This window comes from Mesorhizobium prunaredense (genome assembly GCF_900156895.1).
GTDB lineage: Bacteria > Pseudomonadota > Alphaproteobacteria > Rhizobiales > Rhizobiaceae > Mesorhizobium > Mesorhizobium prunaredense.
Map to the genome: position 1 here is coordinate 160,769 of NZ_FTPD01000034.1, position 25,802 is coordinate 186,570.

Below are 25,802 nucleotides of genomic sequence, written 5' to 3' on the forward strand. Positions count from 1 at the left end.
GACGCTGCGCGCGGTGTCAGTTCGCTGATGTAAGCATCACGGGCGCAAGAGGCTGCCGCTTGATCAGGATGATTGCCGAGAAAGCCAGTATGCCGAGCATGCCGACCGCAGCGGTCAGCCAGAGCGATGGCTGGACGCCGATGCCTGCCATCGCTATGGCAAGGGCAAACGGTGCAAGTGCTGAAGAAAACTGACGCGCGGCCGTCACCCAGCCGAGCCGGGTGCCGTAGCGCTCCCGTCCGAACAGTTCCAGCGGCAAAGTGCCGCCGACAATGCTGGCGAGGCCCGAGCCCAATCCAAACAGGATGACGAAGGCGATGGCTCCAGGCAGCGATGGTGTCGTCTCCAGCAGGGCGACAAGGCCGAGCGGCAGCAAGGTCGCGCCGATGACAGCGAGCCAGGTCTGTGCCAGCCGGCCGCCGAACAGCATGTTGATCAACCGGCTTGCCACCTGCGACGGGCCAAACAGCGTCGTGACGACAAGCCCGGCGGAGCCGAGCCCGAGCGCCGTCGTCAGCGGCACCATGTGAACGAGGATCGAGGACAGCACGAACCCCTCGATCGCAAAGCCGCCCAGCATGAGCAGAAACACTCTGCTGCGGTCGCGCGCGGTGAAGGCAACCGGCCGACCGACCGAGTCGATGGCCGCAGGCGTCGCCGAAGCGTTTTTGTCCACCCGACGCGACAGCCGCGCCAGCCAGGCATGGATGGGAAGGCAGACAGCGACATTGATGACGGCAAAGACCAGATAGACCTCGCGCCAGCTCAGGTATTCGTGCAGTGCCGCCGTCAGCGGCCAGAACAGGGTGGAGGCGAAGCCGGCGATCAGCGTCAGATGGGTGATGCTGCGCTGCGCCCTCGCGCCGCCGATCTGGACGATCGCGACGAAAGCGGCGCTGTAGAGCACGAAGGCGGACGCCAGCTCCATCGCCATCAGCGCCAAAACGAAGCTCACCCGGCCGGGGGCTATCGCGCAAGCGACAAGCGCTGCCGCGGCCGCAGCCGAGCCAAAGGTCATCACCCGGCCGGCGCCGAAACGATCGGCCCAGCGCCCGGCTGTGGGTGCAAACAGGCCACCGACCAGCAGCGACGCCGACAGGGCGCCGAAAACCCATTGTTCCGGCCAGGCGAGCTCAAGCGCGATGGACGGCACCAGGATGCTAAAACTGTAATAGAGCGTGCCGTAGCCGATGATCTGCGTCAGCCCCAACGCCCAGAGTGCGGCAGCCGGGATTTTCCGGTCGCTCATTGAGCGGCGATCTCGAGATCGTCGCTGCGCATCGCTGCGATCGCTTGCGTGCTGCCGCAGCCGCAGCCCGACTTGCCGCTCGCCTTTGCCTTGGCGTCGTCGACGCAACAGGCGTCTACAGCAGCCGGCGCCGGTCCGCCGCAGCAACCCTGTGACGACGCGCCTGAAAGTGATACCGGCACCGTGCAGACGCCGGTTTTGGGCAACACCAGCTGCACGGCATCGGCGGCAGCCATGTCGCCGGCGAGCGCCGCGGCGACCGAACGGACCTGCTCATAGCCGGTCAGCAGCAAAAACGTCGGCGCCCGGCCATAGCTTTTGACGCCGACCGTGTAGAAATCGGGCTCGGGGTGGCTGAGCTCGCGATGACCATGCGGCGGGACATCGCCGCAGGAGTGCTCGTTGGGATCGATGAGCGGCCCGAGCGCCTTGACGCCTTCGAGCCACGGATCGAGGTCCAGCCGAAGCTCGCGTGTCAAGGTGAGATCGGGGCGCTGCCCCGTCGCGGCGATGATCCTGTCGACGGGTCCGAGCGTGCGCAACCCATCCATTGCCTGGCCTTCGACCACGAGCCGGCCGTCGACCTCGCGAATGGCAACAATGGCAAAGCCGGTCACCAACCGCACACGGCCGCTCTCGGCGAGCTGCCGAACATCGGAGCCAAGCTCGCCGCGCACCGGCAGGGCGTCGGCATCCCCGCCGCCGTAGATGCGGACAAGGTCGGTGCTGCGCGTCACCCATAGTGCCGAGGTGCCCGGCTCGGTTTGCGCAAGCTCCGCCAGTTCCAGCAAGGCGTTGGCGGCGGAATGGCCGGCGCCGACCACCAATGTCGTGCGGCCTGCATAGAGATGACGGTCGCGGCCGAGAACATTTGGGATGCCGTAGGCGATGCGATCGCCAAATTCCATCTCACCTGCGGCCGGCAAGCCGCCCGCGCCGAGCGGGTTCGGCGTCTGCCAGGTGCCGGATGCATCGATCACGGCACGGGCGCTGTCCCGGCGCGTGCCTTTCGCCGTTTCGACCAGAAGCATGAACGGCCGCGTCTCCCGCGCCTTGCTCAGAACCTTGTCGGCTCCCCAGCGGGAAATGGCGACAACACGGGCATTGGTCTCGATCGACGGCGCCAGTTCGGAAAGCTTTGCCAGCGGCGCGAGATAGTGGTCGACGATCTCATCGGCGGTGGGGAACGCCTCGGGCTCCGGCATTTGCCAGCCATGGCTCTCGAGAAGTTCTCGGGCGACCGCATCGACGCAATAGCGCCATGGCGTGAAAACCCGGACGTGACCCCAATCCAGAAGGTTCGAGGCGACCGCCGATCCGACCTCGTAGACCTTGACCGAAAGGCCGCGGCTGACAAGTTGGGCGGCAGCTGCCAGGCCGACAGGTCCGCCGCCGATGATGGCGACCGGGAGATCTTTTTCAAAAACCATGGCACACCTTCTATTTTTCTGGGACTATGGAAATACCAGTCAAAAAAGAGTTACGCAGCCGTCTCGCCGACAGCCGGGCCGCATGCGGCATCGGCACAACATTCATCGGCAAGAAAGCCGAGGAGATCGTTCATGACAGGGTAATTCGCACGGCAGATCAGCGTCGTTGCCTGGCGTTCCTGGGTGACCAGGCCGGTCAGGATAAGCCGGTGCAGATGATGCGACAGCGTCGACGCAGCGATGCCGAGGGCCTCCTGCAGATAACCGACCGGTCGCCCGGCATCACCTGCCCTCACCAGCGTGCGATAGAGCTTGAGCCGCGTCGGATTGCCGAGCGCCTCGAGCTGCTTTGCTGCTTGTTCGAGTTTCATGGCAAATAAGGTAGCTTTCGCCGGCGTATGCCGTCAAGCACTATTTCCAAGATTCTAGAAATACCAGATTGCCGTCAGACGATGCGTCGCCCCGATGCATCGATGACGACTTCGCCGTCTTCCTTGGTGAGCGGACCGATTTCCGGATTGGGCAGGATGTCGAGAACCGCTTCGGACGGCCGAGCAAGCATGGTGCCAATCGGCGTCACCACGATCGGCCGGTTCATCAGGATCGGATGCGCCAGCATGAAATCGACGATCTCGTAGTCGGTCCATTTGGGGTCGCCGAGATTGAGCTCGGCGTAAGGCGTACCCTTCTCGCGCAGCAATTGGCGCGGCGTCATCCCCATCGCCTTGATCAACTCGACCAGCCGTTCGCGCGACGGCGGGTTTTTCAGATATTCGGTCACATCAGGCTCTTCGCCGGACTGCCGGATGATGGCGAGTGTGTTGCGCGAGGTGCCGCAGTCGGGGTTGTGATGGTGATGGTCATTTCGCGGCCCTCATCTGTCTGATTGGTTTAGGCTCGGTGAGCAGCCAGCCTGCCAAGGCCATGGCAAGCAGCGCACCCAGGAGTTCAGCGACGACAAACCCCGGCAGGTCTATCGGCCGGATGCCCGCGAATGTGTTGGAAACCGCCCGCGCAATGGCGACCGCCGGATTGGCAAACGAGGTCGAGGCCGTGAACCAGTAGGCCGCGGTGATGTAGAGGCCGACCAGCCAGGGAATCGCATCCGAACGGAAGCGAAGTCCGGCCAGAATGGTAAAGACCAGACCGAAGGCGGCCACCAACTCCGCAATCCATTGTCCGTTTCCGGTCCGCACGGTTTGGGAGATCTGTAGAAGAGGCAGTTCGAACATGGCGTGCGCCAGCAACGTCCCGGCGACGCCGCCGACAATCTGGGCGATGACATAGGCCAACGCCGCGGTCGCATCGATTTCGCGCCTGAGCGCGAAGACCAGCGTCACCGCCGGATTGAAATGTGCCCCGGAAATCGGCCCGAGTATGGTGATCAGCACCACCAGGATCGCTCCAGTCGGCAGCGTGTTGCCAAGCAGGGAAACAGCGACATCATCCGTCAGACGATCCGCCATGATGCCGGACCCGACGACCGTCGCGACCAGCATTGCCGTGCCGAACGCTTCCGCGACGATGCGACGGGACAGGTCAGCCGCCATGAGGTTAGCCGGCCTTCGGCAGATCGCGGCCGATTTCATCCAGCCGTTTCTGTAGCGCGAGCTTGTCGATGGTGTTCATCGGCAGGCTGACGAAGATCGAGATCCGGTTGTTGAGCATGCGATAGGCTTCGGCAAAGGCCAGATGCTTTTCGGCGTCCGTGCCGTCCACGGCGGCCGGGTCGGGCACGCCCCAATGTGCGGTCATCGGCTGTCCCGGCCAGACCGGGCAGGATTCATTGGCCGCGTTGTCGCAGACGGTGAAAACGAAATTCATCTCCGGGGCGCCGGCAGCCGCGAATTCCTGCCAGTCTTTTGAGCGGGCGAAGGACGTGTCGTGGTTGAGGGTTTTCAACAGCTGGAGCGCGTAGGGATGGACCTCTCCCTTCGGGTGCGATCCGGCCGAATAGGCCCTGAACTTGCCGGCGCCGCCACGGTTCAAGATCGCTTCGGCAAGGATCGACCGCGCCGAATTGCCGGTGCAGAGGAAAAGCACGTTGTACGGGTCATTCATGGGGTGGTCCTCCCTTCTAGCAGTTGCAAGTCACGGCCTGAATGACCGGCTGACAGAGTTCTGGCGCGCCGTTGCAGCAATCCTCCATGAGATAGGCAAGCAGATCGCGAAAACCGGTCATGTCGGCGACGTAGCGGATCGTCCGGCCGTCACGCTCAGCGCGGACCAGGCCGGCATGGTCGAGGACCTTCAGATGCGCCGACATGGTGTTCTGCACTGCACCGAGGCGCGCGGCGATCTCGCCGGCAGGCACACCGTCTGCGCCCGCCCGCACCAGCAGGCGAAACACTTCGAGCCTGGTGTCCTGGCCAAGCGCTGCCAATGCGAGAAGGGCGGTGTTCTTATCCATATATCCTGGAATCCGGAATTATGGATGTATATGGCCGACATGTGACAGACGGATGACGGAGGCAAAAGGCTGGCAACCGCGTCCGGATTGCAGATATATTTTCCGAACCACCACGGCTTCGTCATCCAGCGCGGAGCAGGAGCGAAGCGACGTCGCGAAGACCCTGGGATCCCTATGTGGACGGCGCCCTTAGTCGAAGAATGCAGCGGCTCAGAATATAAGCGCTCTGTAGCGATCCTTCGCGCCCCCCTCTGTCCTGCCGGACATCTTCCCCACTTGGGGGGAGATCGGCAGCTTCGCGGATAGCGTCCATTTTGCAAGGTTGGCGGTTGGCGAAATCAGTGATGAAGGCCAATCTCCCTCCTTGTGGGGGAGATGTCCGGCAGGACAGAGGGGGGCGCGAAGGATCACCACGCTTCAAGACGGCCCGCCCAACCGCGGCGGCGGCAATCCGTCGTCGAAGGGGAGCGAGCGTGCTTCCGAAGGCAGCATGATCGGGATGCCGTCACGCACCGGATAGGCAAGCCGTGCGACCCTCGAGATGAGCTCGCTGCGCTCCGGATCCCAGGCAAGCGGACCCCTGGTCAGCGGGCAGGCCAGTAATTCCAGCAGCTTGGGGTCGACATTGGCCTTCTTTCCATCACGCCCATCCACCATTTTTGTCAGTCCTCTCGTTCGTCCTCAGTCTTCGTGCCTCGACGCTGCCCCTCACCTGCCTGCCGGCATCCTCTCCACGTATAGTGACGGGGAGAGGGACACTCTCATCGATGGTTTCGCCAATCACCCGCGTTGCAGAATGCCCGCCAAGGCTGCCGACAGCCCCTTCTCCCCGTCCCTATACGGGGAGAAGCGCCCGGCAAGGCGATGAGGGGCGGCGCCGACTTCCGCAATTGGCTTCTGTTTTCCACCCACCTACTGCAAACTCGAGCCGAAATCCTCGTTCTCGCGTGCCAGCGCCATTTCGGTGATGGCGATCAGCCTTTCGGCGCGTGTCTTCAGGTCCGCCGCTTCGAGCAGCGCCTGTTTCTCGGCCGGCCCGTAGGGCGCCATCATCGACAGCGCATTGACCAGCATGGCGTTTCGGCGCGGCTGACGCTTTCCCAGTCGGCTTCAAGATCGTTGGCCTGCAGATAGGCGCGAAATGCCTTGAGCAGCGCCGGCCGGTCGATCTCGGCCTCGGCAATTTCGGGCACGACTTCCTTGAGCGGCGGCTGGTCGACCCGTTCCGCCAGGGTCGGCGGGGTCGGCTCGACTGTGTCGACCGGAGCGACTTCCGACGGCTCGGTGACCGGCTCTGCCTGCTCGACGGGCGGTTCGGGCGGAGGCTCCGTTTCGGCTACCGGCTCCTCGGCCGGATCCGGCTGATCGGGCGCGATCTCATTCGATACCGGGGCCGGCTCGGCCGGCGTGAGCGCCATCGGCGACAGCTCGATCACCTGCGCCTGCGGCGGCCCGCCATCGGGCTCGGCCGGGCGCCAGCTCTGCATCGCATAGCCGATCGCGGCATGCGCCACCAGGACCAGCGCAGCCGCGCCCGCCCACCAGGCGATCTCGCGCGCGCCGAAGCGCCGCTGATCGGCCATCGGCAGGGCGGCCGACGGCGACATTATTGGCCCGTCCCGACTTGCGGTACCGCGGCATCGCCGGGCGCCGCCTCAAGGCCGACCAGCGCGATCTTCAGATAGCCGGCGCCGCGCAAAAGGTTCATCACCTCCATCAGTTCGCCATAGCCGACCGCCTTGTCGGCGCGCAGGAAGATGCGCGTCTGCCTGTCGCCTTTTGTCCTGCCGACCAGCGCGCCGGCGAAGGCTGCGCGCGGCACGCTGTCGTTGCCGATCGCCAGGCTGAGATCGTTCTTCAGCGTCAGAAACAGCGGCGTCTCCGGTCGAGGCGCAGGCGTTGCGGTCGAGCCCGGCAGGTCGACATTGACATCCACCGTCGCCAGAGGCGCCGCGACCATGAAGATGATCAGCAGGACCAGGATCACGTCGATGAACGGCGTGACGTTGATCTCGTGGTTTTCCTCGAGATCGCCGTCGATGTGCTCTCGAATTCTAGCCGCCATGGCGTCGCTCCGTGTTCATTCCGCGGCCATCTGCTTTGCCGGCGCGACGGTGCGGAAATCCAGATCCCGGCTGACCAGCCGCTCGACCCCTGCCGACGCGTCGGCGAGGATCTGCCTGTAGCCGGCTATCGATCGAGCGAAGATGTTGTAGATGACCACCGCCGGGACCGCCGCGACGAGGCCCATCGCGGTGGCCAGCAAGGCTTCCGCAATGCCCGGGGCAACGACGGCGAGATTGGTGGTCTGCGCCTGCGAGATGCCGATGAAGGCGTTCATGATACCCCAGACCGTGCCGAACAGGCCGACGAAGGGCGCGGTCGAGCCGATCGTCGCCAAGACGCCGGTGCCGCGCGACATGCGCCGCGCCGCCGCCGCCTCGATGCGCGACAGGCGCGACGTCACCCGCTCCTTCAGCCCGTCGCCGGACACATGCTCGAGCGAGCCGGCCGAAAGTGCGGTCTCTTCTTCGGCTGCCCGCACCAGCAGGGCGCCAGGACCGCTATTGTGGCCAAGCGCGCGCCCGGCCTGGTTCAGCGTCGCGGCATTGCCGATCGCCTGTGCGGCGCGGCGGGCGCGCAGCTTGCCGCCAAGGATCTCAAGTGATTTGGCCAGCCATATCGTCCAGGTGACGAAGGACGCAAAAGCCAGCCCGATCATCACCGCTTTCACGACGGCGTCGGCTGCGATGAACATGCCCCATGGCGACAGATCGTGCGGCAGGGTGAGGGAGGTTGCCGTCGAAGGGCCAGTCTCGGTAGGCGTGGTCTCGGTGGGCGTGGTCACAGCTGGCTGCGTCGCCGGTGGCACGGCCGCGTCCGGCGCAGCCTGCCCAGGCACTGGCGCCGGCGCCTCGATCGCCGGGGTCGCGCCCGGTTGCTCCTGGGCGGCTGCGCCCGGTTGCTCCTGGGCGGCTGCGCCGCCGGCCGACAGGACGACGGATGCGAGCAACGCCGCGAACAAACCATGTCTGGACAAGGGCTTCTTCCTTATTCTCACAGTGGCCTCATTGCACATAGCCGATGGGCTGGCCGGTGACGGGGTGCGCAAACACGCCCATCTCGACACCGAAACTCCCTTTGAGCACGTCGCCCTGCATGATCTGGTCCGGCGTGCCGCGCGTCAGCAGCCTGCCGTCCTTCAGCGCCATCAATTCGTCGCCGACGCCACGATCTGGCCTCTCTTTGGCTTCGCGCGCGCATTTCCATAGTCGGTTCGGCAATCCGGTTTTAGGTGCCGCTGTCCGGTTGACTATGAAACATGACATACTTGTCAACAATGAAGATGACTTTTTGAGTCAACAATGTCGTGACGCGCCGGATTTGCGTCGAAATTCGAAGAAAGTGGAGCGTGCCGGGATGGTGCTGTTTGGTCGCGGAAGAATTCGAGATGAAATGACTGCGCGCCGAAACCTGCTGATCGCGGCGATGTCGCTGCCTGTGCTGCTTGGCAGCGGCCACGCCGTGATCCGGAAGTCAGAACGCAATTCACGAAACCGGTTTAGTAAAGCGGTTTACAAACTTAGTTTCCCGTGCTGAACTCTCGGCTGTTGGGAAAGTCGGTGTGACAAACGACGGACTTGTCGCCCCCGACGTCGAATGGGATTGTCGCCTTGCCAGGCGGATCTTCGTGTGAGGGCCGCTGACGTTTGCGCTGCTGAAGGAATGTGGCCGAGCCGCCGATGAAAAAGCCCGCTGCATCGACGATCAGGAATGTGGCGCACGCGGCCGGCGTCTCGGTCACCACCGTGTCACGTCACCTGAACGGCCGTATCAAGCTGCCTGCGGAAACCAGCGAGCGCATCAGGGCGGCCGTGGCGAAGCTGGAGTATCGCCCGAACGCTATTGCGCGACGGCTGAGCAAGGGCCGCAGCGAAACCATCGGCCTGATCGTTTCCGACATCTCCTACCCATTTTTCGCCGCCATCGCGAGTTCGGCGGAAGAGGAAGCGAGCCGTCTCGGCTACAGCCTGGTGATGTTCAACAGCCGCAACATCGCGGCCAAGGAACTGGCCTTCCTGTCACGCATCGACGACGCGCAGGTGGACGGCATCCTGCTGATGACCAACCATCCGGACGATGGCGCGCTGGTCGAGAAGATCAATGCCTGCAGCAATGTCGTCCTGGTCGACGAGGACGTTCCGGGCGCCGTGGCACCGCGCCTGTTTGCCGATAACCGTCTCGGCGCCCAGCTTGCCACCGACCATCTTCTGGCGCACGGGCACGAGGCGATCGCCTTCGTCGGCGGTCCGCCGGCGCTGCTCAGCAGCAAGGAACGGTTCGGGGCCTTCAAGGACAGTCTTGGACGTAGCGGCCTGAGGATGAATCCCGATCACGTCTTCTTCGGCGACTACGACGAACAGTCAGGCCTGCGCGCCATCCTGCAGTTCGCCACCCTCGACAATCCGCCGACCGCCATCTTCGCCTCCGCCGACATGCTGGCGCTGGGGATTTTGCAAGGATGCCGCAGGCTCGGCATCACCGTGCCGGCCGATCTGTCGCTGGTCGGTTTCGACGACATCCGCAATGTCGATCTTCTCGATCCGCCGCTGACGGCCATCCACCAGTCCGCCGAGGAATTCGGGCGCCGGGCGGTCGGCTTGCTGATCGACCACATCAACGGCGCCGAGATTCCGGACGCAGCGCCGGTCGCGGTGAAGCTTGTCGTGCGCCACTCCGTGGCCGCGCCGCGCACAAGACAGTGGGAACCGGCTGGAAACGCCTCATCAGAAAACCGAACGCCGATAAGAGCGTAACCTTGAGAAAGACGGATCAACTCCGCGAAAGCCTGTCATCGACATCAACAATGGGAGCATGAAAATGACAATCTCGCATTTTGCACAAGACGCGGCGCAGATCGCGCTGGAGAAGTTCAACCGCGGTGAGATCGATCGCCGCTCTTTCCTCTTTGCGCTCAGCGGCCTCGGACTTGCGGCCGCGTTCAAGCCCGGCGCTGCCTTGGCCGACGCCTCCGAAATCGTCGTCTGCAACTGGGGCGGTGCCGCGGTGGATGCCTTCGCCAAGGCCTATGGCGACCCCTTCACCAAAAAGAGCGGCATGAAGGTGGTGATCGATGGGGCGGGGCCTGCGGTCGGCACCATCCGGGCCATGGTCGAGTCCGGCAAGGTCATCTGGGACGCCACCGACGGCGGCATGATCGACTCGCTGACGCTGGGCAAGGGCAATCTGGTCGAGAAGATCGACTACACGATCGTCGACAAGTCGCAGGTGCCGGAGAATTTCGCCGGCGAGTTCGGCGTCTCGAACTATGTCTATTCGAACGTGCTCGCCTATGACGCCGAGGCCACCAAGGGGGTCGCGCCGACCGGTTGGGCCGACTTCTTCGACACGGCGAAATTCCCGGGCAAGCGCACCATGTGCAAATGGATCCAGGGCCAGCTCGAATTCGTCCTCATGGCGGACGGCGTCGCGCCCGCCGACCTCTATCCGCTCGATGTCGACCGGGCGTTCAAGAAGCTCAAGCCGATGCTCGCCGACATCATCTTCTGGGAGGGCGGCGCGCAGACCCAGCAATTGTTCCGCGAAGGCGAAGTCGTGATGGGCAATATCTGGCACACCCGCGCCAACCTGCTCAACAAGGAGACGCCCGACAAGTTCAAGTGGATCTGGGAGCAGAACATCCTCTCGGCAAGCGCCTGGTCGGTTCCCAAGGGCAATCCAGCCGGCAAGAAAGTGTTCGAATTCATCAATTCGACGCTCGATCCGGCCGGCCAGCTTGTGCTGCTGCAACTGATGGGCAATGGGCCTTCCAACCCCAAGACCCTGGCTTTGATCACGCCGGCAGACGCGTTGGTGAACCCGACGACAAAGGAGAACGCTGCCTCGCAGATCATGCTCAATCCCACCTATTACGCGGAACATGAGACCGAGCTCCAGAACAAATATCTGGATTTCATCTCGAGCTGACGGAGACGAGCCGACACAGGGAAGGGCTGCCGCCAGCAAAGCGGCGGCGGCCCGAATCCGATGCGAAATTTCAAGACAACAGCTCTGTTGCTGACGGTTCCCGCCAGCCTGGTGGCGATCGGGCTCTATGCGGCGCCGATCCTGCAGGTTCTGGCGTTGAGCCTGACCGAGCCGAAGCTCGGCTTCGCCAACTACCAGAGCCTGTTCGCCAACGCGGCGGTCGGCCGCGTCGTCATGACGACGCTCAAAGTGTCTGTGATGACGACGGTGCTGACCGTGCTGGCGAGCTACATCGTCGCCTTCGCCATCATCCATATGTCGGCCGGCTGGCGCCGCATCTCGCTCTTCCTGGTGCTGGTGCCGTTCTGGATATCGGTACTGGTCAGGGCGTTTTCCTGGATCACCATCCTGCGCCGCCGCGGCGTCCTCAACAGCGCCTTGATGGAGGCCGGCGTCATCTCGACGCCGCTCGACCTTGTCTACAATCTGCTCGGCGTCACCATCGGCATGGTGCATTACATGATGCCGTTCGCCATCCTGCTGCTCTATGCCAACCTGTCCGACATCGACCGCCGCATCATGCAGGCGGCGCGCTCGCTGGGCGCGCGCCCAGCCACGATCTTCTGGCGCGTCTGGCTGCCGCTCAGCCTGCCCGGCATCGCGCTGGCGACTTTGTTCGTCTTCGTCTTCTCGCTCGGCTTCCTGGTCACGCCTGCTCTGCTCGGCGCCGGCAAAACCTTGATGATCGCCGAATACATCTCGGTGCAGATATCGAGCACCTCGCGCTGGGATCTGGCGACATCGCTGTCGACGATGCTGCTTCTCGTGGTTGGCATCATAGTCTTTGCCGCCATGCGCAGCCCGGCACTGCGCGCCGCTTTCGTTGCGAGGCCGCAGCAATGAGGCTCCGGCGCATCATCGAGGTCGGCCTGCCGCGCTTTGTGGCCTGGTGCCTGCTCGGCTTCCTGTTCGTTCCGATCCTGGTGGTGATACCGGTCGCGCTCACCGACCGCGATTATTTGTCCCTGCCGCAGGATGGCATCTCGATGGAGCATTTCGCCGCACTGGCCGACTGGAGCAAGGGCTGGCTGCCCAGCATGCTGACCAGCGCCGGCATCGCACTCGCCTGCGCCGCGATCGCGACGGCGCTCGGCGTCGCCTTCGCCGTCGGCGCCTGGGCGGCGGGCGGCTGGTGGCCGTCCTTCATGCGCATACTCCTGTTGTCGCCGATGATCGTTCCGCCGATCATCTACGCTGTCGGCATGGTCAAGCTGTGGGCCCGCTTGTCGCTGCTCGACAGCTACACCGGCGTCGTCCTGGTGCATGTCGTGCTGGCCTTGCCGCTGACCGTGCTGGCGATCGGAGCGTCGCTGTCCAATCTCGACCAGAGGCTGGTGCAGGCGGCCAGGAGCCTCGGCGCCAGGCCGATGACGGTCTTCGGCAAGGTGATCTTGCCGAACATCGTTCCGGGCGTTGCCGCCGGCGCGCTGCTGGCCTTCGTCGCCTCCTGGGACGAGATCACGGTGACGCTTTTCATCACCGGACGCGCTGTCGTCACGCTGCCGCGCCGCATCTGGACAAGCATCCAGGATGCGGTCGATCCGGCGCTGGCGGCAATCGCCACCGTCCTGCTCGTCGTCACTGTTGTGGCGCTGGTAGCACGCGCGCTGATCGAACGCCGGCAACGGCAACAGAAACTCTAATGCATGTCGCCCAAAAGTGCGCAGCGGTTTTGGGATGACGACAAGCATCAAGATAAAGACTTCAACACCCCGAGTGTCGGGACCAATCGAAAGGAAAGGAAAATCCATGAGCACCGCGATGAGCGACAACGAGTACAGGGAGAACAAGTTCTTCAGCATCTTCGGCTCCGTTCCGGAACCGGGCTTCGACACGGCTGAGGAACAGATCCCGGTATGGGGCCGCCATTGGGGCTGCTCGAACGATGTCGGCCGTCTGCGCGCCGTCCTGATGCACCGGCCCGACGACGAATTGTCCGTCGTCGAGAACAAGCCGATGCCTGAGGTCGGCGGTTTCGGCGATCCGGAAAAGGGCTGGTACTGGATGGGCCGGACGATGCCCGACCTGCCCGCCATGCAGCGCGCCCATGATGAATTCACCAACCTGCTGCGGTCGGAAGGCGTCGACGTCATTCTCGTCGACAAGGCCGCTCCCGGGGCGATGAAGCAGATTTACACGCGCGACAGCGTCATCGGCATACCGGGCGGCGCCATCGTTACCCGTCTGGCGCGGCGGGTGCGCCGTGGCGAGGAACTGCCGGTGACCCGGGCGCTGGCCAAGGCCGGATGCCCGATCCTCGGCACCATCCACGGCACGGCCGTCTTCGAAGGCGGCGGCTTTGCCTTCATCGATGCCAAGACCGCCGTCTGCACGGTCTCGATCGCCTGCAACCCGGAAGGGGTGCGGCAGGTCGAAAGCATTCTCGCCGGCCTAGGCGTGACGCTGATCAAGGTACCGATGCCGGGATACCGTATTCACATCGACGGCGCTTTCATTATGGTCGACGTCGAGACGGCGATCGTCAATGTCAATGAACTGCCCTACCCGTTCATCGAATATCTGGAGAAGCGCGGCATCAAGATGATCGAACTGCCTCCCGAAGACAGCGCCATGTCGCTCAACTGTCTGGCCGTCGCGCCCGGACGCGTGATCATGCATGGCAGCCGCTCGAAGCGCCTGGCCGACAGGCTCGATGCCGCGGGGATCACCGTGCTGACCTGCAATTACGAGACGGTCGAGCTTGGCGGCGGCGGCCTGCATTGCTCGACGGCGCCGCTGATCAGGGACCCGATCTGACATGGTCCTGACCTGACATGGCCCGAAACTGATATGGCATTGCTGGTTATCGACGATCTGGCGAAGACCTATGACAAGGTCACTGCCTTGACCGGGATCAACCTCTCGGTCGAGGCGGGAGAGTTCGTCACCTTGCTCGGACCCTCGGGGTCCGGCAAGACCACCTTGCTGATGTCGCTGGCCGGCTTCACCACGCCGAGCAAGGGCACGATCCGCCTCGACGGCAAGGACATCACCCATGTCGATCCGGAGGACCGCAATTTCGGCTTCGTCTTCCAGGGTTATGCGCTGTTCCCGCATCTGAGCGTCGCCAACAACATCGCCTTCTCGCTGCGCGTCCGCAAATGGGAGAAGGCGAGGATCGCCGCGCGGGTGGCCGAGATGCTGTCGCTCGTCGGCCTCGACAATCTGGCCGAGCGCAAGCCGCGCGAATTGTCCGGCGGCCAGCAGCAGCGCGTCGCCATCGCCCGAGCGCTCGCCTTCGGGCCGCGCATCCTGCTTCTCGACGAGCCGCTTTCGGCCCTCGACCGCATGCTGCGCGAAACGATGCAGAAGGAGCTGAGGCGGCTGCATCGCGAAACCGGGGTGACATTCGTCTACGTCACCCATGACCAGGAGGAGGCGATTGCGATGTCCGACCGCATCGCGGTGTTCAACCACGGCCGGATCATCGAAATCGGACCACCGCGCGGCCTCTACAAGAAACCGTCGACGCGCTTCGTCGCCGGTTTTCTCGGCGAGAACAATTTCCTGTCCGGCCAGCGTGCCGACGATGACGAGACGATGGTCGAAGCGTTCGGCACGCGCTTTGGCTCTACCTACGTCAAGGGCCGCCGCGAGCGGCCCGGCGACAGCTTGACCGTGTGGGTGCGCCCCGAGGACATCCGCATCGGGCAGGCGACGGGCGACGAAATCGGCTTTCGCGCGACGGTCGTCGAGAACTCCTTTGTCGGCGCGCTCGAGCGCATCCTGCTCAGGACGGCGACCGGCGAAGAGATGGTTGCGACGCTGCGTTCGGAAGTAGCAGTCGCGGCCGGACAGGTCGTCGACTGCCGGATAGATCCCTCCGCCATCGGCGTTCTGCCCAACGAAGAGAGCCACCCATGATCAAGGCGACACCTTTCGATTTCCCCTATGATGGCAGGCTGGTGCCTGGAAACACCGCGCTCATCGTCATCGACCTGCAGGAGGACTTCCTGTCGACGACAGGCTATTTCGCCAGGCAGGGCTACGATCCAAGCCCGCTGCGGGCCATCCTGCCGACGGTGAACCGCCTGATCGCGGCCGCACGTGCCGCCGGGCTCACCATTATCCATACACGGCAGGGTTATCGGGGCGATATGGCCGACATGACGCCCTACGAGAAATGGCGTCGCAAGCGGGCCGGCCTCGAGGGAACCGACATCCTCCTGCGTTCGAGCCCCGGCTTCCAGATCGTTCCGGAGATCGACGTCGCGCCACAGGACATCATCGTCGACAAGACCTGCAACGGTGCCTTCACCTACACGGATTTCGAGCATGTGCTGCGCGCCCAAGGCATCACGCATCTCCTGTTCTCGGGATGCACGACGGATGTCTGCGTGCACACGACCTTGCGCGAAGCCTGCGACCGAAATTTCCAGTGCCTGACGATCTCCGACGCCTGCGCCAGCGGCGACCAGAGGGCGCATGAGGCCGCGCTCCACATGGTAACGGTCGAGAACGGCATCTTCGGCGCGCTGACCGACTCAGGCGCCGTCATCGCGGCGATGTCGCAACTCTCCGGCGAGGCGCACTGAAATGCCACCTCATGAGACTGCCGACACGCCGGCCGCAACCACGACCAGCCGGCTTTACATCTCCCTGATGCGATTGACGGACAAGGGCCTGGCCGAGCTGGCCGGCAGCCCGGAGCGCCGGAAAATCAGCGAGGAGCGGGTTGCAGCACTCGGCGGCAGATCCATCGCCTTCTATGCCACGCTCGGCGCCTATGACTTCGTCCAGGTTTTCGAAATGCCCGATAACGAGGCCATGATGCAATATGTGCTCACGGCCCGGCGCGATGGCTTCGTCGAGCCTCTCATCCTGCCGGCATTCGACCCGCAAATCTTCGGCGCTATTGTCGAACGGGTCTTGAAATGACGAGCGCTCTCAGCCGGCGCGCACTTCCCCTGTCACGCGAGACGGAAACGCGCCGGGCTGAGGGACATCGGCCTCGCGGCGGGCCAGAGTGTGGCGCAGCAGCGCGATCGTTTCACGGCCCGCCATTGCGATCTCGCCTGGCCTGTCGATACCGACGATCATGAACTCCTCTATACCCAAGGCCGCATAAGGGAGTAGCGACACCGCGTTCTGCGCCGGCGGCCCAGCAATTTCGACCGCCTTCCGGCAGGAAGCGTTGCCGGCCGAACGGATCCGGACGGGAAGCGCGAAGCGCAGCTTGCCGGCCCGGCCGTGTTCGGCGGCGGCATTGCGCACCCGCTCCATCAGTTGCCGGATCTCGTCGAGCGAACCCGGCGTCAGCTCGAAGACATCGGCATGCCGCCCGGCGACCCTGAGCGCCGTTCCGGACCTTCCGCCCATGCGGACGCTCACGCCGGCGCTAAGCGGCCCCTTGCGCGGCACATAGCCGCCGCTGACGCTGTAGAAGGCGCCTTCATGGTCGAACGGCCTGTCGTTCGACCACAACCGTTTCAGCAGCACCAGATATTCATCGACGCGCTGCCAGACGACCGCATGACCGACCGGACGCGTTTCGGCATCGTCGTCGTTCAGCGGCTCGCTGAGCATCCTGAGCGACAGCCGACCGCCGCTTTTCGCGTCGAGGGCCGCCAATTGCCGAGCCGCCACCGTCGGCTCGATCACACCAGCCCAATGCGTGAGAACGATCTCGAGCGAAGACGTGCGGTCCAGCGCCCGGGCGGCAATATCCATATTGGTCAGCAGCCCGGCCGGATCGTCGACGACGATTTTCTGGAAACCGATGTCCTCGATCAGCGACAGCCTTGTCGCGGTTTCCGCGAAATCGTAGAAAAACGGCGCGGTTGGGTCGGCCGGGTGAGTTTTACCGGGAACATGCGTGAACTCGATCGGCATTGCCATCTCCTCCATCACGTTGGGGCAAGGGGCGCGCGAAAGCGCACCGGCATGCGGTTCATTCAACTCCGATATTGCGAAACGGCAGATCACTATCCCTGTAAGTCAGGACCCGATGACTCGCTGGCTCAATGATCAGGGAATAAGACCCAGAACGACTGCCCCGGTGAACACGAACGCAAGGGCAAAGACGAGATAGGCAAAGGCTCCCGCATAGGCCGGCCGCCAAGTCTGCTCAGAACCGAGTGCTTGGCCTTTGCGGGCAGTCCGGGCGTTCTGGAAATAGGACATGTCGACCTCCGTCTCGGCGGTTAATCTATAAAATCAGTAGACTTTGTCGAGTGCTATTTTCCAGCGATCCTTGGAATTTTTTTCTCAAACCGGATCACAATTTGGTTTGTTTGCTGCTTAGCGCGGCACTTCCGAGGCCGATCGGCCCGATGCCAAAACGCCTGGCTCATGCGGGCGGAGGGGCGGGAATGGGCCAGCGGCCGCTTATTTGGCGGGCGGCCTGTAAGCTTCCAGACCGAACAGCATCAGCACGATCGACACCAGGAAGAACCCAACCGCCACGCCGAGCGCGATCCGGGCGTAGAGTTTATAAACGTCGCCCATGATGGTGCCGAACACCCGTCGCGCCGAGGCATCGGCTGGGCGCGATTTCTCGTCGAGGTAGAGCCAGACTTCCGTGTGCTTGGGATTCTTGCCGGCTGCGGTCGTGGCTTTCCACATCAGCGCCAGAACCATGGTCAGCGTGAGGAACGCGCCGGAGCGAAATGCAGACACCGGGTTAAAGGAGAAGCCAACCATGACGCAGCCGATGGCAAGCGAGCCGAACATGACGGCGCGCCCAATGCACCCCACAGCAACCCGCCTGATCTCGTCCATCGGCGCCTCGGCAACAAACTCGCCGACAATGTGCGAGCGCTGCGACCGTATCAAATCACTTTAAGGCGAATGTGCCGCCAGGACGGGTATACCTCTGGGGATTCAGCATCGTCGTGCAGGCGCGCAACTCCCCGCGCAACTTTGCGAACGCAACAGCCTGAAATACGGCCATCGACGCGGCCCGCCGGCGCGCTCTATGTTTGCATGGCAAGCCGGATCGAACCTTTCCGGCATCGACAAGCGCTGTCTCAGACAGCTGTCTCGGCAAGACATCCGGCAGAGGAAGGCTATCGGCCATGCCGAAGGAGACGAAATTGAAGCCGGCGAGCGGCGCCACACTGCTGATAGCAATTGCGGCTGTCGCCGTCGACACCGAAACAACCGGGCCCGACGCCACCAAAGCACGCGTGGTCCAGATTGGCGCGATCGGTATCGCGCATGGCAAGGTCGTCCGGGAAACTCAACTCGATCTGCTCATCGATCCCAGTGAAGCAATCCCGTCCGAGGCTTCGCTCGTCCACGGCATCACCGATGCCGATGTTGACGGAGCCGGCAGCTTCCCGGATGCATGGGCGCAATTCCAGGAGTTCGTCGGCGACCGCATCCTCGTCGGCCACTCGATCGGCTTCGACCTGGCGGTATTGGAGCGCGAATGCCGACGCGCCCGTTTGCCCTGGAAAAAGCCTCGGGCGCTGTGCGTCCGGCTTCTTGCAACAATAGCGAATCCCAATCTGGCAGACTATTCACTGGAAACGATCGCCGGATGGCTTCGCCTGGGGATAGAAGGCCGCCATTCGGCTCTGGGCGATGCGATTGCGGCCGGAGACATCTTTGCCACTCTGATTCCGGAGTTGCGCAAGCGCAACATCCGAACACTTGGAGAGGCCGAGGTCGCCTGCCTTGCCCTTTCGGACGCTCTCGAAGCCGGCCATCGCGCCGGCTGGGCCGAGCCGGTGTCGCGACCCCAGGCTCCGGCGTTTCAGCCGGTTGATCCCTATGCCTATCGCCACCGCGTCGGCAGCCTGATGAGCAGCCCGCCAGTGGTGGTGAAGTCGACCGAACCGACAAGGCAGGTCATCGACCTCATGGTCAAGCGCAAGATCAGCTCGGTCCTCGTGTCCGAGTGCGGAACGCCGGATCAAGCGATCGAGGCGTATGGCATCGTTACCGAGCGTGACCTGCTGCGCCGCATATCGTCAGACGCCGAGCGGGCTTTTGACATGCCGGTCGGAACCTTGCAACGCGACCGCTGATAAGCATCCGCGCCGCCGCTTTTGCGTATCGGGCGATCGGCCGCATGGATCGGCTGAAAGTCCGCCACCTCGCCGTCCGCGACGACGACGGCATGCTGGTCGGCGTGCTTTCGGCGCGCGACCTGCTGAGGCTTCGCGCCGCCGCTGCCATCGATCTCGACGACACGATCGAACATGCCAGGGACGCCGCCGAACTGGCGGCCAGCTGGTCGATGCTGGCGGGCGTGGTACGATCGCTCCTCGGCGAAGCAATCGACCCGCGCGTGGTGGCGGAAATCATCAGCGACGAACTTTGCTCGCTTACCCGCCGCGCCGCGGTGCTTGCCGAACAGCAGATGCAGATCGAAGGTCACGGCCCGCCGCCCTGCGCCTACGCCGTGCTCGTGCTCGGCTCAGGCGGCCGTGGCGAAAGCCTGATGGCCCCCGACCAGGACAACGCCATCGTCTTTGCAGATGGCGAGCCGGATGGGCCCGAAGACAGCTGGTTCAAGAATCTCGGCGCCAGGCTCGCCGACATGCTCGACATCTCAGGCGTGCCGTATTGCAAAGGCGGTGTAATGGCCGCGAATGCCGCATTCCGCGGAAGCCTCGGCACCTGGAAGCGGCGCGTCGAGGATTGGGTTCGCCGCCTGCGGCCTCAGGACCTGCTCAACGTCGATATCGTCTACGACCTTCGACCGGTGCATGGCGACACCACGCTGGCCGCGCAGTTCATCGAATATGCGTATGACCGTGCCCACGCCGAGCCGGTGTTCGCGAAGCTGCTCGGCGAGCAGATGACGACCGGCAATCCCTTTACGGTCTTTGGCGGCTTTCAGCTTGAAAATGGCCGGCTGGACATCAAGAAGCATGGTCTCTTTGCAATCGTCGCAACCGCACGCACGCTTGCAATTCGCCACGGCATCCGCGAGCGGAGCACGCGTGCCCGGCTCGAGCAACTGATCGCGCTGGATATTGGCGGCGAGCCCGACATGAAGGCGATGCTGGCCGGCCACGCCATGCTGGTCGGCCTGCTGCTCGCTCAGCAGACGCGTGACATCTACGCCGGTATACCGGTATCCAACCGCGTCGAGATCAATGCCCTGGCGCGCGAGCAGCAGGCGCAGCTCAAGAGCCTCATCAAGCGCCTTCAGTCGGCACCCGACCTGGTGCGGGACCTGATGTTCACATCGCCGGCGACGCTCGGACAGTAAACTCAGCTGCGCGCGGCGCCAAGCAGTTGGTCGACGAGGGCGCTGCGGTCGGCCTGCACCAGGAAATCCTCATGCGCGCGCAGCAGATTCATTCTCAGGAAGTTGAAGATATAGTCGTAATCGTTGGTCAGCAGATTGGGGTGGATCGGGACCATCTCGAAAACCGTTCGCGCCAGCGGCTCGGGGATCTCGCGCACCGGGCGCGGCGGGCCGATCTGGGTGGCGGCGAGGCGCTGACGTGTGAGTTCGGCGGCGTCCTCCCAGAAAGTGGTGGGCGAGCCCTCCGGAACGGCATATTTGGAGAAGCTTGCCAAAGCGACTTTTTCCAGCGCCGCTGGCAGGCCTCGCTGGCGCAAGCCGGCGGGTTCGCGCAGCGCACCCTCCACCATTTCCGCCATCATGGCGTAGCACGCAGGGTAGGCGCGCCAGCGTGAATGGTTGAGCGCCGCCTGGAACTCCTTCTCGCTGAACAGCTTCTGCCAGTAGACCCCTGCCCTGACCCGGCAGAACTCGACGATGCTTTTCTGGGCCAGGAAGGCGGCGCGCGAATCCATGAAGTCAGCCAGTTCGTCGACGCTGACGATCGGCTGCGGCTTGCGCAGGAACTCGGGCAACAGGTCGTTCAGCAGGCCCATGGCGCTCTCCCTTCGGTTTTGTTCCCAACCGATGTTGACCGTGTAACCTCCGCCACGCCGCACCGCCAGTCCTCTTGGCGATTCTCCAGTCCTCTCACCGATTCTAAAGTCGTATGAACAGACGCGACAAGAAGTGTTACTCCTACAAAGTTACGGTCGGCTGATTCTATACCTGGCCGCAACATGTGCCGGAGGGCTTCCGCGTCAGCGGAAGAGGCAAGCTTTAAACGGCGCCTTGCGGTCGAGACGGTTCGCAAGCTGCCAACCAAGGGAGGGTTCAAGCTATGGCGACGCCAGACCGCGTAAGTTATTGGAACAAGACCAAGAGCCTCATGTTCGTCATGCTGGGCCTGTGGGTGTTCTTCGGTTACGTCATCCACATGTTCGTGGAGCAACTCAACAGCATCGTCATTTTTGGTTTTCCGCTCGGCTTCTACATGGCCGCTCAGGGTTCGCTCATCGCCTTCGTCGTCATGCTGTTCTGGTTCGCACGGCGCCAGAACGCGATCGACGAAGAGCATGGCGTCCATGAAGATTGATCGGGGGAACGTCAATGGCTAATACGACATCTACCACCGCAGGCGGAGGCGACTTCACCTCCAATCTCGGCCGCATCTACGGCATCTACACCGGCGGCTTCATAGCCTTCATCATTCTGATGGCTGTCTTGAGCGCCATGGGCGTCGAAAATGTTGTAATCGGCTACCTGTTCATGGGCTTTACCATTGTCATCTACGCGGTGATCGGCGTCCTGAGCCGCACCATGCACGTCGGCGAATACTACGTCGCCGGGCGTCGCGTACCGGCGCTCTACAACGGCATGGCGACCGGCGCCGACTGGATGTCGGCGGCTTCCTTCATCGGCATGGCCGGCTCGCTCTATCTGCTCGGCTATGATGGTCTCGGCTTCGTGCTCGGCTGGACCGGCGGCTACGTGCTCGTGGCCATCCTCGTTGCGCCCTATCTGCGCAAGTTCGGCGCCTACACGGTTCCCGACTTCCTGTCGGCGCGCTACGGCGGCAATCTTGCCCGCTTCATCGGCGTGATCGTTCTGTTCTCCTGCTCGTTTACCTATGTAGTCGCGCAGATTTTCGGCACCGGGCTGATCTCGGCGCGCTTCCTTGGCATCGATTTCAACGTAGCGGTCTATGTCGGCCTCGCCGGCATTCTCGTCTGCTCGATGCTCGGCGGCATGCGCGCCGTCACCTGGACGCAGGTCGCCCAGTACATCGTGCTGATCATCGCCTACCTGATCCCCGCCATCTGGATGTCGACGGTGAAAACCGGCATTCCTATCCCGCAATTGATGCAGGGCCAGGCGCTGGCGAACATCACCGCGCTTGAGACGGCTCAGGGCATCACCTTGCATCACATCACGCCATTCGCGCATGGCGGCTACGATGCCAAGAACTTCTTCCTGCTCATCCTCTGCCTGATGGTCGGAACGGCGTCACTGCCGCATGTCCTGATGCGCTACTTTACCACCCCGTCGGTGCGTGAAGCGCGTGTCTCGGTGGCCTGGTCGCTACTGTTCATCTTCATCCTCTACTTCACGGCGCCTGCCTATGCGGCGTTCGCCAAGTGGACGATGCTCGACCTGGTGGCGTCGGGCCTGACGCCTGAAAACATCGGCGAGAAAGCCGGATGGATGATGCGCTGGGCCGCAGCCGACAATACGCTCGTGCAGATCTGCGGCAAGGCGGCGACAGACACTGCGGCGATCGTCGCTGCCTGCGCCGAAAAGGGCGTGACGGCACTTTCGTTTGCCGACATCAACCTCAACGCCGACATGATCGTGCTGGCCACGCCGGAAATGGCCGGCATGCCCTACGTCATCTCGGGCCTCGTCGCCGCCGGCGGCCTTGCCGCCGCGCTATCGACGGCGGACGGCCTGCTGCTGGCCATCGCCAACGCGCTCAGCCACGACATCTACTACAAGATGATCGACCAGAATGCGCCGACGTCGCGGCGCCTGATCGTGTCCCGCATCTTGCTGGTTCTGGTGGCGGTGCTGGCCGCCTACGTCGCGTCAACCAAGCCGTCCGACATCCTGTCGATGGTGTCATGGGCGTTCTCGCTTGCCGCCGGCGGGCTGTTCCCGGCGCTGGTGCTCGGCGTCTGGTGGAAGCGCGCCAACTCGGCGGGCGCTGTCGCCGGCATGATCGCAGGCTTCGGCATCACCCTGTTCTATCTGGTGATGACCCAGTACGGCGCCGATTTCGACAAGGCTACGCCGAACATGGAACTGTGGTGGGGGGTGAAGAACATCTCGTCGGCGACTTTCGGACTGCCGGTGGGCTTCGCCGTGATGATCATCGTCAGCCTTCTCACCAGGGCGCCGTCCCAGGCTATGCAGGATTTCATCGAGGAAATCCGTGTGCCGCGCGGCAAGCAGATGATGGAAGAAAAGATCGCCTGATCTCGTATAGCGATCGGCGCTCGAGGCGGGGTCCGGCGACGGACCCCGCTTTCATTTCCGGGACGCCGCTGGCATAACGCGGCGGCGCCGCTCCTTGGAAAATCCACATGAATGATTTCTGGGCCTACTGGTATTTCCACATACCGAATTTCATTCTTGCCGCGGTGATGTACACGCTGATGGGGCGTCTCCTGCTCGGCCTCTTCGTGCCCGAAAGCTGGGACAACTACATCTGGCGCTTCTTCAAGTCGGTCACGGACCCGTTCCTGCGGATCGTGCGGACCATCACGCCATCGATCCTGACCCAGCCGGTGGTGATCGTCTTCAGCGTGCTCTGGCTCATGGCCTTGCGCATCGGCTATCTCGTCTTGCTGATCAATTTCGGCATTGCTCCGATGGCTTCACAAGGGGGTTGAGGCAATGGACAGAAACGCTCTTGTGCCGGTCATGGCGGTCGCCATCGTCAACGGTATCTTTTCGCCATGGGTGCTGATGGTCTTCCTGCTCTATCCGATCTGGTATCCGGGCTGGGCGCCGCCTTTAAGCCAGATCGTTTACATGGCAAGTGCGCTGATCCTGTCGACGGTGACCATCATGCTCGCCGGCGTGCCGGCCGCGCTCTATGAGCGCTGGTCGGCGCACCCCAGAAGCATAGTCGTCTCGTCAATCTGGCTTGCCGGCACGGTTTTGTTGACGCTGCCGGCGCTGCCGAATGTGGTGCGGGCGCTAAGCGGCGGCTAAGAATTCCCTTCGGCTCGTGCTTTGATCAACCGGCTTTCAACCAGCGCGCAGCGGCCGTATCCTGTGGGCGCGTGTTGAACGCTGAAGGGGAAGCGGGGTTCCGGCCACGGCCATATTGCCGTGGTGTACAGTCCATGACCCTCTTGAAGGCCGTGCTGAAGGCGCTTTCAGACTCGTAGCCGAGCGACAGGGCGATAATGGAAATTGGCTCGCTGGAATTCGCCAGCCTGTCCCCCGCCAGCAGCATTCGCCAGTTCGTCAGATACTCTATCGGTGACGTCCCAACCATCTCCTTGAATTTCAGGGCAAAGGTCGATCGCGACATGCCGGCACGCTCCGCTAGCTCCTGCAACGTCCAGCGATGCGCCGGATCGTCGTGCATGGCGTTGATCGCAGCAGCCATCTGTCTGTCCGCCAGGGCGAAGAACCATCCAACGCCACCTCCCAGCCCTTCCGCCAGATGCAGGCGCAAGGCCTGGACCAGCATCATATGGGCGAGGTGTTGCGCGACCAGAAAACCGCCCGGCTGCGGCTCATGCAGTTCTTGCATCATCCGCTCCACCGACCAGCGCAGCGCCGCCTGATCGGTCTCTTTCCGGATATGCACGATGGGCGGCAGCATCCCCAACAGGATGCCGGCATGATTGCCGCTGACAGCGAAGCGGCTACCGACAAGAAAGAAATCACCGCCGCCATTATACGTCACGACGCCGCCAGCGCGCGCGGGAGGAAAAATCGTGCTGACTTCGACAGGGGTCAAAGTCATGTCGCTTGCGAGGCGGAAAGGCCGCCCGCTCGGCAGCACGAAGCAGTCCCCCCTCTCCAGGCGCACCGCGTCGGCAACGCCTTCCACGGAAAGCCAGCACCCGCCTGAAACCACAGCGTAGCATTTGATGCGCTCATGCTGGTCGGAGAACTGGATCGACCAGTTTCCTCCTGCGTCGAAGCCGGCGGACACATAACTGCGTGGCTTCAGCAGCGACAGGACATCTGAGAGCGGATCCATGGGCGTTCCGGACGATTGCGAAGATAATACGGACTTTACAGCATAGACCGGATTTTCTCAATTGGTTATTTAATAACAACGTCTCCGCCAATGTGGCAGTTTCTGGAGTAATAATCAGTATTATTGAAAGATGTAGATGTTACCGCCGTGGATAACACAGGAAAGTTCTATGGATAACGCGGATAAAGCCGCCATCATCACGGCATGATACCAGATGATTGCGCCAGATAAGGGAACAAGAGTCATGACAGCGTTCACGATCAATGGACGGGCGGTGGATCTCGCCGCCGAGCCAGATACCCCACTTCTATGGGTGATACGGGAGCATCTGAAACTCACCGGCACCAAATTCGGCTGCGGCATCGCGCAATGTGGCGCCTGCACCGTTCACGTCGACGGCGAGCCGACGCGCTCCTGCATAACCCTGCTTCAGGACGTGGCCGGAATGGAGGTGACAACGATCGAAGGCCTGTCGCCGGACGCCGGCCATCCGCTGCAGCAGGCCTGGATTACCGAGCAGGTGCCGCAATGCGGCTATTGCCAGTCCGGGCAGATCATGCAGGCGGCGGCGCTCCTCAAGAGCAACCCCAACCCCACCCGCGAGCAGATCGTCGAACACATGGACGGCAACATCTGCCGCTGCGGGACCTATGTGCGAATCATCAGCGCCATTCAACGCGCCGCACGGGAGGCCTGAG

The 25,802-nt window shown here is 63.1% G+C and carries 31 protein-coding genes and 2 pseudogenes; 15 read left to right on the forward strand and 18 right to left on the reverse strand.

The window, feature by feature from the left end; genetic code table 11:
- Positions 1-16 precede the first annotated feature (16 nt).
- The 13 genes and pseudogenes from arsK to BQ8794_RS22415 form a co-directional block, all read right to left on the reverse strand.
- Positions 17-1,249, reverse strand: a complete 1,233-nt coding sequence (arsK, locus tag BQ8794_RS22345) for an arsenite efflux MFS transporter ArsK (protein WP_077380817.1) — start codon at positions 1,247-1,249, stop codon at positions 17-19.
- Positions 1,246-2,679: an NAD(P)-binding domain-containing protein gene (locus BQ8794_RS22350; RefSeq protein ID WP_077380818.1), complete on the reverse strand. Its 1,434-nt coding sequence runs from the start codon at positions 2,677-2,679 to the stop codon at positions 1,246-1,248. Before BQ8794_RS22350 ends, arsK begins: the two co-directional genes overlap by 4 nt.
- 50 nt (positions 2,680-2,729) lie before the next feature.
- On the reverse strand, positions 2,730-3,050 hold the full coding sequence (locus BQ8794_RS22355; RefSeq protein ID WP_077380819.1) for an ArsR/SmtB family transcription factor: 321 nt from the start codon (positions 3,048-3,050) through the stop codon (positions 2,730-2,732).
- A 74-nt stretch (positions 3,051-3,124) separates the two neighbouring features.
- Positions 3,125-3,532 (reverse strand): annotated as a pseudogene (arsC, locus tag BQ8794_RS22360) (arsenate reductase (glutaredoxin)); the annotation flags it as partial.
- Positions 3,533-3,539: 7 nt separating this feature from the next.
- A complete protein-coding gene (locus BQ8794_RS22365; protein ID WP_077380821.1) occupies positions 3,540-4,229 on the reverse strand; it encodes an aquaporin in 690 nt (229 codons plus the stop codon).
- Positions 4,230-4,233: 4 nt separating this feature from the next.
- Positions 4,234-4,740, reverse strand: coding sequence for an arsenate reductase ArsC (locus BQ8794_RS22370; RefSeq protein WP_077380822.1), 507 nt, complete (start codon positions 4,738-4,740; stop codon positions 4,234-4,236).
- Positions 4,741-4,756: 16 nt separating this feature from the next.
- Complete coding sequence (locus BQ8794_RS22375) at positions 4,757-5,089, reverse strand: ArsR/SmtB family transcription factor (RefSeq protein ID WP_077380823.1); 333 nt, start codon at positions 5,087-5,089, stop codon at positions 4,757-4,759.
- A 417-nt stretch (positions 5,090-5,506) separates the two neighbouring features.
- Positions 5,507-5,746: a Trm112 family protein gene (locus BQ8794_RS22385; protein ID WP_077380824.1), complete on the reverse strand. Its 240-nt coding sequence runs from the start codon at positions 5,744-5,746 to the stop codon at positions 5,507-5,509.
- A gap of 255 nt (positions 5,747-6,001) precedes the next feature.
- Positions 6,002-6,270, reverse strand: a pseudogene (locus BQ8794_RS22395) (LON peptidase substrate-binding domain-containing protein); the annotation flags it as partial.
- Between the two features lie 425 nt (positions 6,271-6,695).
- On the reverse strand, positions 6,696-7,154 hold the full coding sequence (gene exbD / locus BQ8794_RS22400) for a TonB system transport protein ExbD (RefSeq protein WP_077380825.1): 459 nt from the start codon (positions 7,152-7,154) through the stop codon (positions 6,696-6,698).
- Between the two features lie 15 nt (positions 7,155-7,169).
- Positions 7,170-8,129, reverse strand: a complete 960-nt coding sequence (gene exbB, locus BQ8794_RS22405) for a tonB-system energizer ExbB (RefSeq protein ID WP_077381009.1) — start codon at positions 8,127-8,129, stop codon at positions 7,170-7,172.
- A gap of 28 nt (positions 8,130-8,157) precedes the next feature.
- The gene (locus BQ8794_RS22410) at positions 8,158-8,301 is read right to left on the reverse strand and encodes a hypothetical protein (protein ID WP_244555063.1); all 144 of its coding nucleotides are present in this window, start codon (positions 8,299-8,301) and stop codon (positions 8,158-8,160) included.
- Between the two features lie 79 nt (positions 8,302-8,380).
- Positions 8,381-8,611 carry a hypothetical protein gene (locus BQ8794_RS22415; RefSeq protein ID WP_077380826.1) on the reverse strand — a complete coding sequence of 77 codons (231 nt, stop codon included), beginning with the start codon at positions 8,609-8,611 and terminating at the stop codon, positions 8,381-8,383.
- A gap of 221 nt (positions 8,612-8,832) precedes the next feature.
- On the opposite strand from BQ8794_RS22415, the gene BQ8794_RS22420 reads away from it, so the two are divergent.
- From BQ8794_RS22420 to BQ8794_RS22455, 8 genes are all read left to right on the forward strand, one after another.
- Entirely contained in the window at positions 8,833-9,906 is a 1,074-nt protein-coding gene (locus BQ8794_RS22420) for a LacI family DNA-binding transcriptional regulator (protein WP_077381010.1), read from the forward strand.
- A gap of 64 nt (positions 9,907-9,970) precedes the next feature.
- Positions 9,971-11,077, forward strand: a complete 1,107-nt coding sequence (locus tag BQ8794_RS22425) for an ABC transporter substrate-binding protein (RefSeq protein WP_077381011.1) — start codon at positions 9,971-9,973, stop codon at positions 11,075-11,077.
- Positions 11,078-11,137: 60 nt separating this feature from the next.
- Positions 11,138-11,980 (forward strand): ABC transporter permease, encoded by an 843-nt coding sequence (locus tag BQ8794_RS22430; RefSeq protein ID WP_077380827.1) that lies wholly within the window; start codon positions 11,138-11,140, stop codon positions 11,978-11,980.
- Complete coding sequence (locus tag BQ8794_RS22435; protein WP_077380828.1) at positions 11,977-12,780, forward strand: ABC transporter permease; 804 nt, start codon at positions 11,977-11,979, stop codon at positions 12,778-12,780. Before BQ8794_RS22430 ends, BQ8794_RS22435 begins: the two co-directional genes overlap by 4 nt.
- 106 nt (positions 12,781-12,886) lie before the next feature.
- On the forward strand, positions 12,887-13,894 hold the full coding sequence (locus BQ8794_RS22440) for a dimethylarginine dimethylaminohydrolase family protein (protein ID WP_077380829.1): 1,008 nt from the start codon (positions 12,887-12,889) through the stop codon (positions 13,892-13,894).
- A 33-nt stretch (positions 13,895-13,927) separates the two neighbouring features.
- The gene (locus BQ8794_RS22445) at positions 13,928-15,001 is read left to right on the forward strand and encodes an ABC transporter ATP-binding protein (RefSeq protein WP_077380830.1); all 1,074 of its coding nucleotides are present in this window, start codon (positions 13,928-13,930) and stop codon (positions 14,999-15,001) included.
- Positions 14,998-15,672: a cysteine hydrolase family protein gene (locus tag BQ8794_RS22450; protein ID WP_077380831.1), complete on the forward strand. Its 675-nt coding sequence runs from the start codon at positions 14,998-15,000 to the stop codon at positions 15,670-15,672. Before BQ8794_RS22445 ends, BQ8794_RS22450 begins: the two co-directional genes overlap by 4 nt.
- A 1-nt stretch (position 15,673) precedes the next feature.
- Entirely contained in the window at positions 15,674-16,015 is a 342-nt protein-coding gene (locus tag BQ8794_RS22455) for a GYD domain-containing protein (protein WP_077380832.1), read from the forward strand.
- Positions 16,016-16,024: 9 nt separating this feature from the next.
- Here the strand turns inward: BQ8794_RS22455 and BQ8794_RS22460 are convergent, their stop codons facing one another.
- The 3 genes from BQ8794_RS22460 to BQ8794_RS22470 form a co-directional block, all read right to left on the reverse strand.
- The gene (locus tag BQ8794_RS22460; RefSeq protein WP_077381012.1) at positions 16,025-16,969 is read right to left on the reverse strand and encodes an LLM class flavin-dependent oxidoreductase; all 945 of its coding nucleotides are present in this window, start codon (positions 16,967-16,969) and stop codon (positions 16,025-16,027) included.
- 135 nt (positions 16,970-17,104) lie between these two features.
- Positions 17,105-17,260, reverse strand: coding sequence for a hypothetical protein (locus tag BQ8794_RS22465; protein ID WP_077380833.1), 156 nt, complete (start codon positions 17,258-17,260; stop codon positions 17,105-17,107).
- 204 nt (positions 17,261-17,464) lie between these two features.
- On the reverse strand, positions 17,465-17,857 hold the full coding sequence (locus BQ8794_RS22470) for a hypothetical protein (protein WP_077381013.1): 393 nt from the start codon (positions 17,855-17,857) through the stop codon (positions 17,465-17,467).
- Positions 17,858-18,153: 296 nt separating this feature from the next.
- Between BQ8794_RS22470 and BQ8794_RS22480 the strand changes: the two genes are divergently transcribed.
- Together BQ8794_RS22480 and BQ8794_RS22485 are read left to right on the forward strand one after the other, a co-directional pair.
- Positions 18,154-19,110, forward strand: a complete 957-nt coding sequence (locus tag BQ8794_RS22480) for an exonuclease domain-containing protein (RefSeq protein WP_077380835.1) — start codon at positions 18,154-18,156, stop codon at positions 19,108-19,110.
- Positions 19,111-19,145: 35 nt separating this feature from the next.
- Positions 19,146-20,303 (forward strand): DUF294 nucleotidyltransferase-like domain-containing protein, encoded by a 1,158-nt coding sequence (locus tag BQ8794_RS22485; RefSeq protein WP_244555070.1) that lies wholly within the window; start codon positions 19,146-19,148, stop codon positions 20,301-20,303.
- Positions 20,304-20,305: 2 nt separating this feature from the next.
- Here the strand turns inward: BQ8794_RS22485 and BQ8794_RS22490 are convergent, their stop codons facing one another.
- Positions 20,306-20,938 (reverse strand): hypothetical protein, encoded by a 633-nt coding sequence (locus BQ8794_RS22490; RefSeq protein WP_077380837.1) that lies wholly within the window; start codon positions 20,936-20,938, stop codon positions 20,306-20,308.
- Between the two features lie 284 nt (positions 20,939-21,222).
- Here BQ8794_RS22490 and BQ8794_RS22495 point away from each other — a divergent pair, with 284 nt between their 5' ends.
- The 4 genes from BQ8794_RS22495 to BQ8794_RS22510 all read left to right on the forward strand — a co-directional run bounded on the left by BQ8794_RS22495 (position 21,223) and on the right by BQ8794_RS22510 (position 24,098).
- Positions 21,223-21,477 carry a DUF4212 domain-containing protein gene (locus BQ8794_RS22495; protein WP_077380838.1) on the forward strand — a complete coding sequence of 85 codons (255 nt, stop codon included), beginning with the start codon at positions 21,223-21,225 and terminating at the stop codon, positions 21,475-21,477.
- Between the two features lie 14 nt (positions 21,478-21,491).
- Positions 21,492-23,357 carry a sodium:solute symporter family protein gene (locus tag BQ8794_RS22500; protein WP_077380839.1) on the forward strand — a complete coding sequence of 622 codons (1,866 nt, stop codon included), beginning with the start codon at positions 21,492-21,494 and terminating at the stop codon, positions 23,355-23,357.
- A gap of 107 nt (positions 23,358-23,464) precedes the next feature.
- Entirely contained in the window at positions 23,465-23,773 is a 309-nt protein-coding gene (locus BQ8794_RS22505; protein ID WP_077380840.1) for a YggT family protein, read from the forward strand.
- Positions 23,774-23,777: 4 nt separating this feature from the next.
- A complete protein-coding gene (locus BQ8794_RS22510; RefSeq protein WP_077380841.1) occupies positions 23,778-24,098 on the forward strand; it encodes a hypothetical protein in 321 nt (106 codons plus the stop codon).
- 25 nt (positions 24,099-24,123) lie between these two features.
- Here the strand turns inward: BQ8794_RS22510 and BQ8794_RS22515 are convergent, their stop codons facing one another.
- On the reverse strand, positions 24,124-25,104 hold the full coding sequence (locus tag BQ8794_RS22515; RefSeq protein ID WP_077380842.1) for an AraC family transcriptional regulator: 981 nt from the start codon (positions 25,102-25,104) through the stop codon (positions 24,124-24,126).
- A 244-nt stretch (positions 25,105-25,348) separates the two neighbouring features.
- Between BQ8794_RS22515 and BQ8794_RS22520 the strand changes: the two genes are divergently transcribed.
- Positions 25,349-25,801: a (2Fe-2S)-binding protein gene (locus BQ8794_RS22520; RefSeq protein WP_077380843.1), complete on the forward strand. Its 453-nt coding sequence runs from the start codon at positions 25,349-25,351 to the stop codon at positions 25,799-25,801.
- Position 25,802 lies beyond the last annotated feature (1 nt).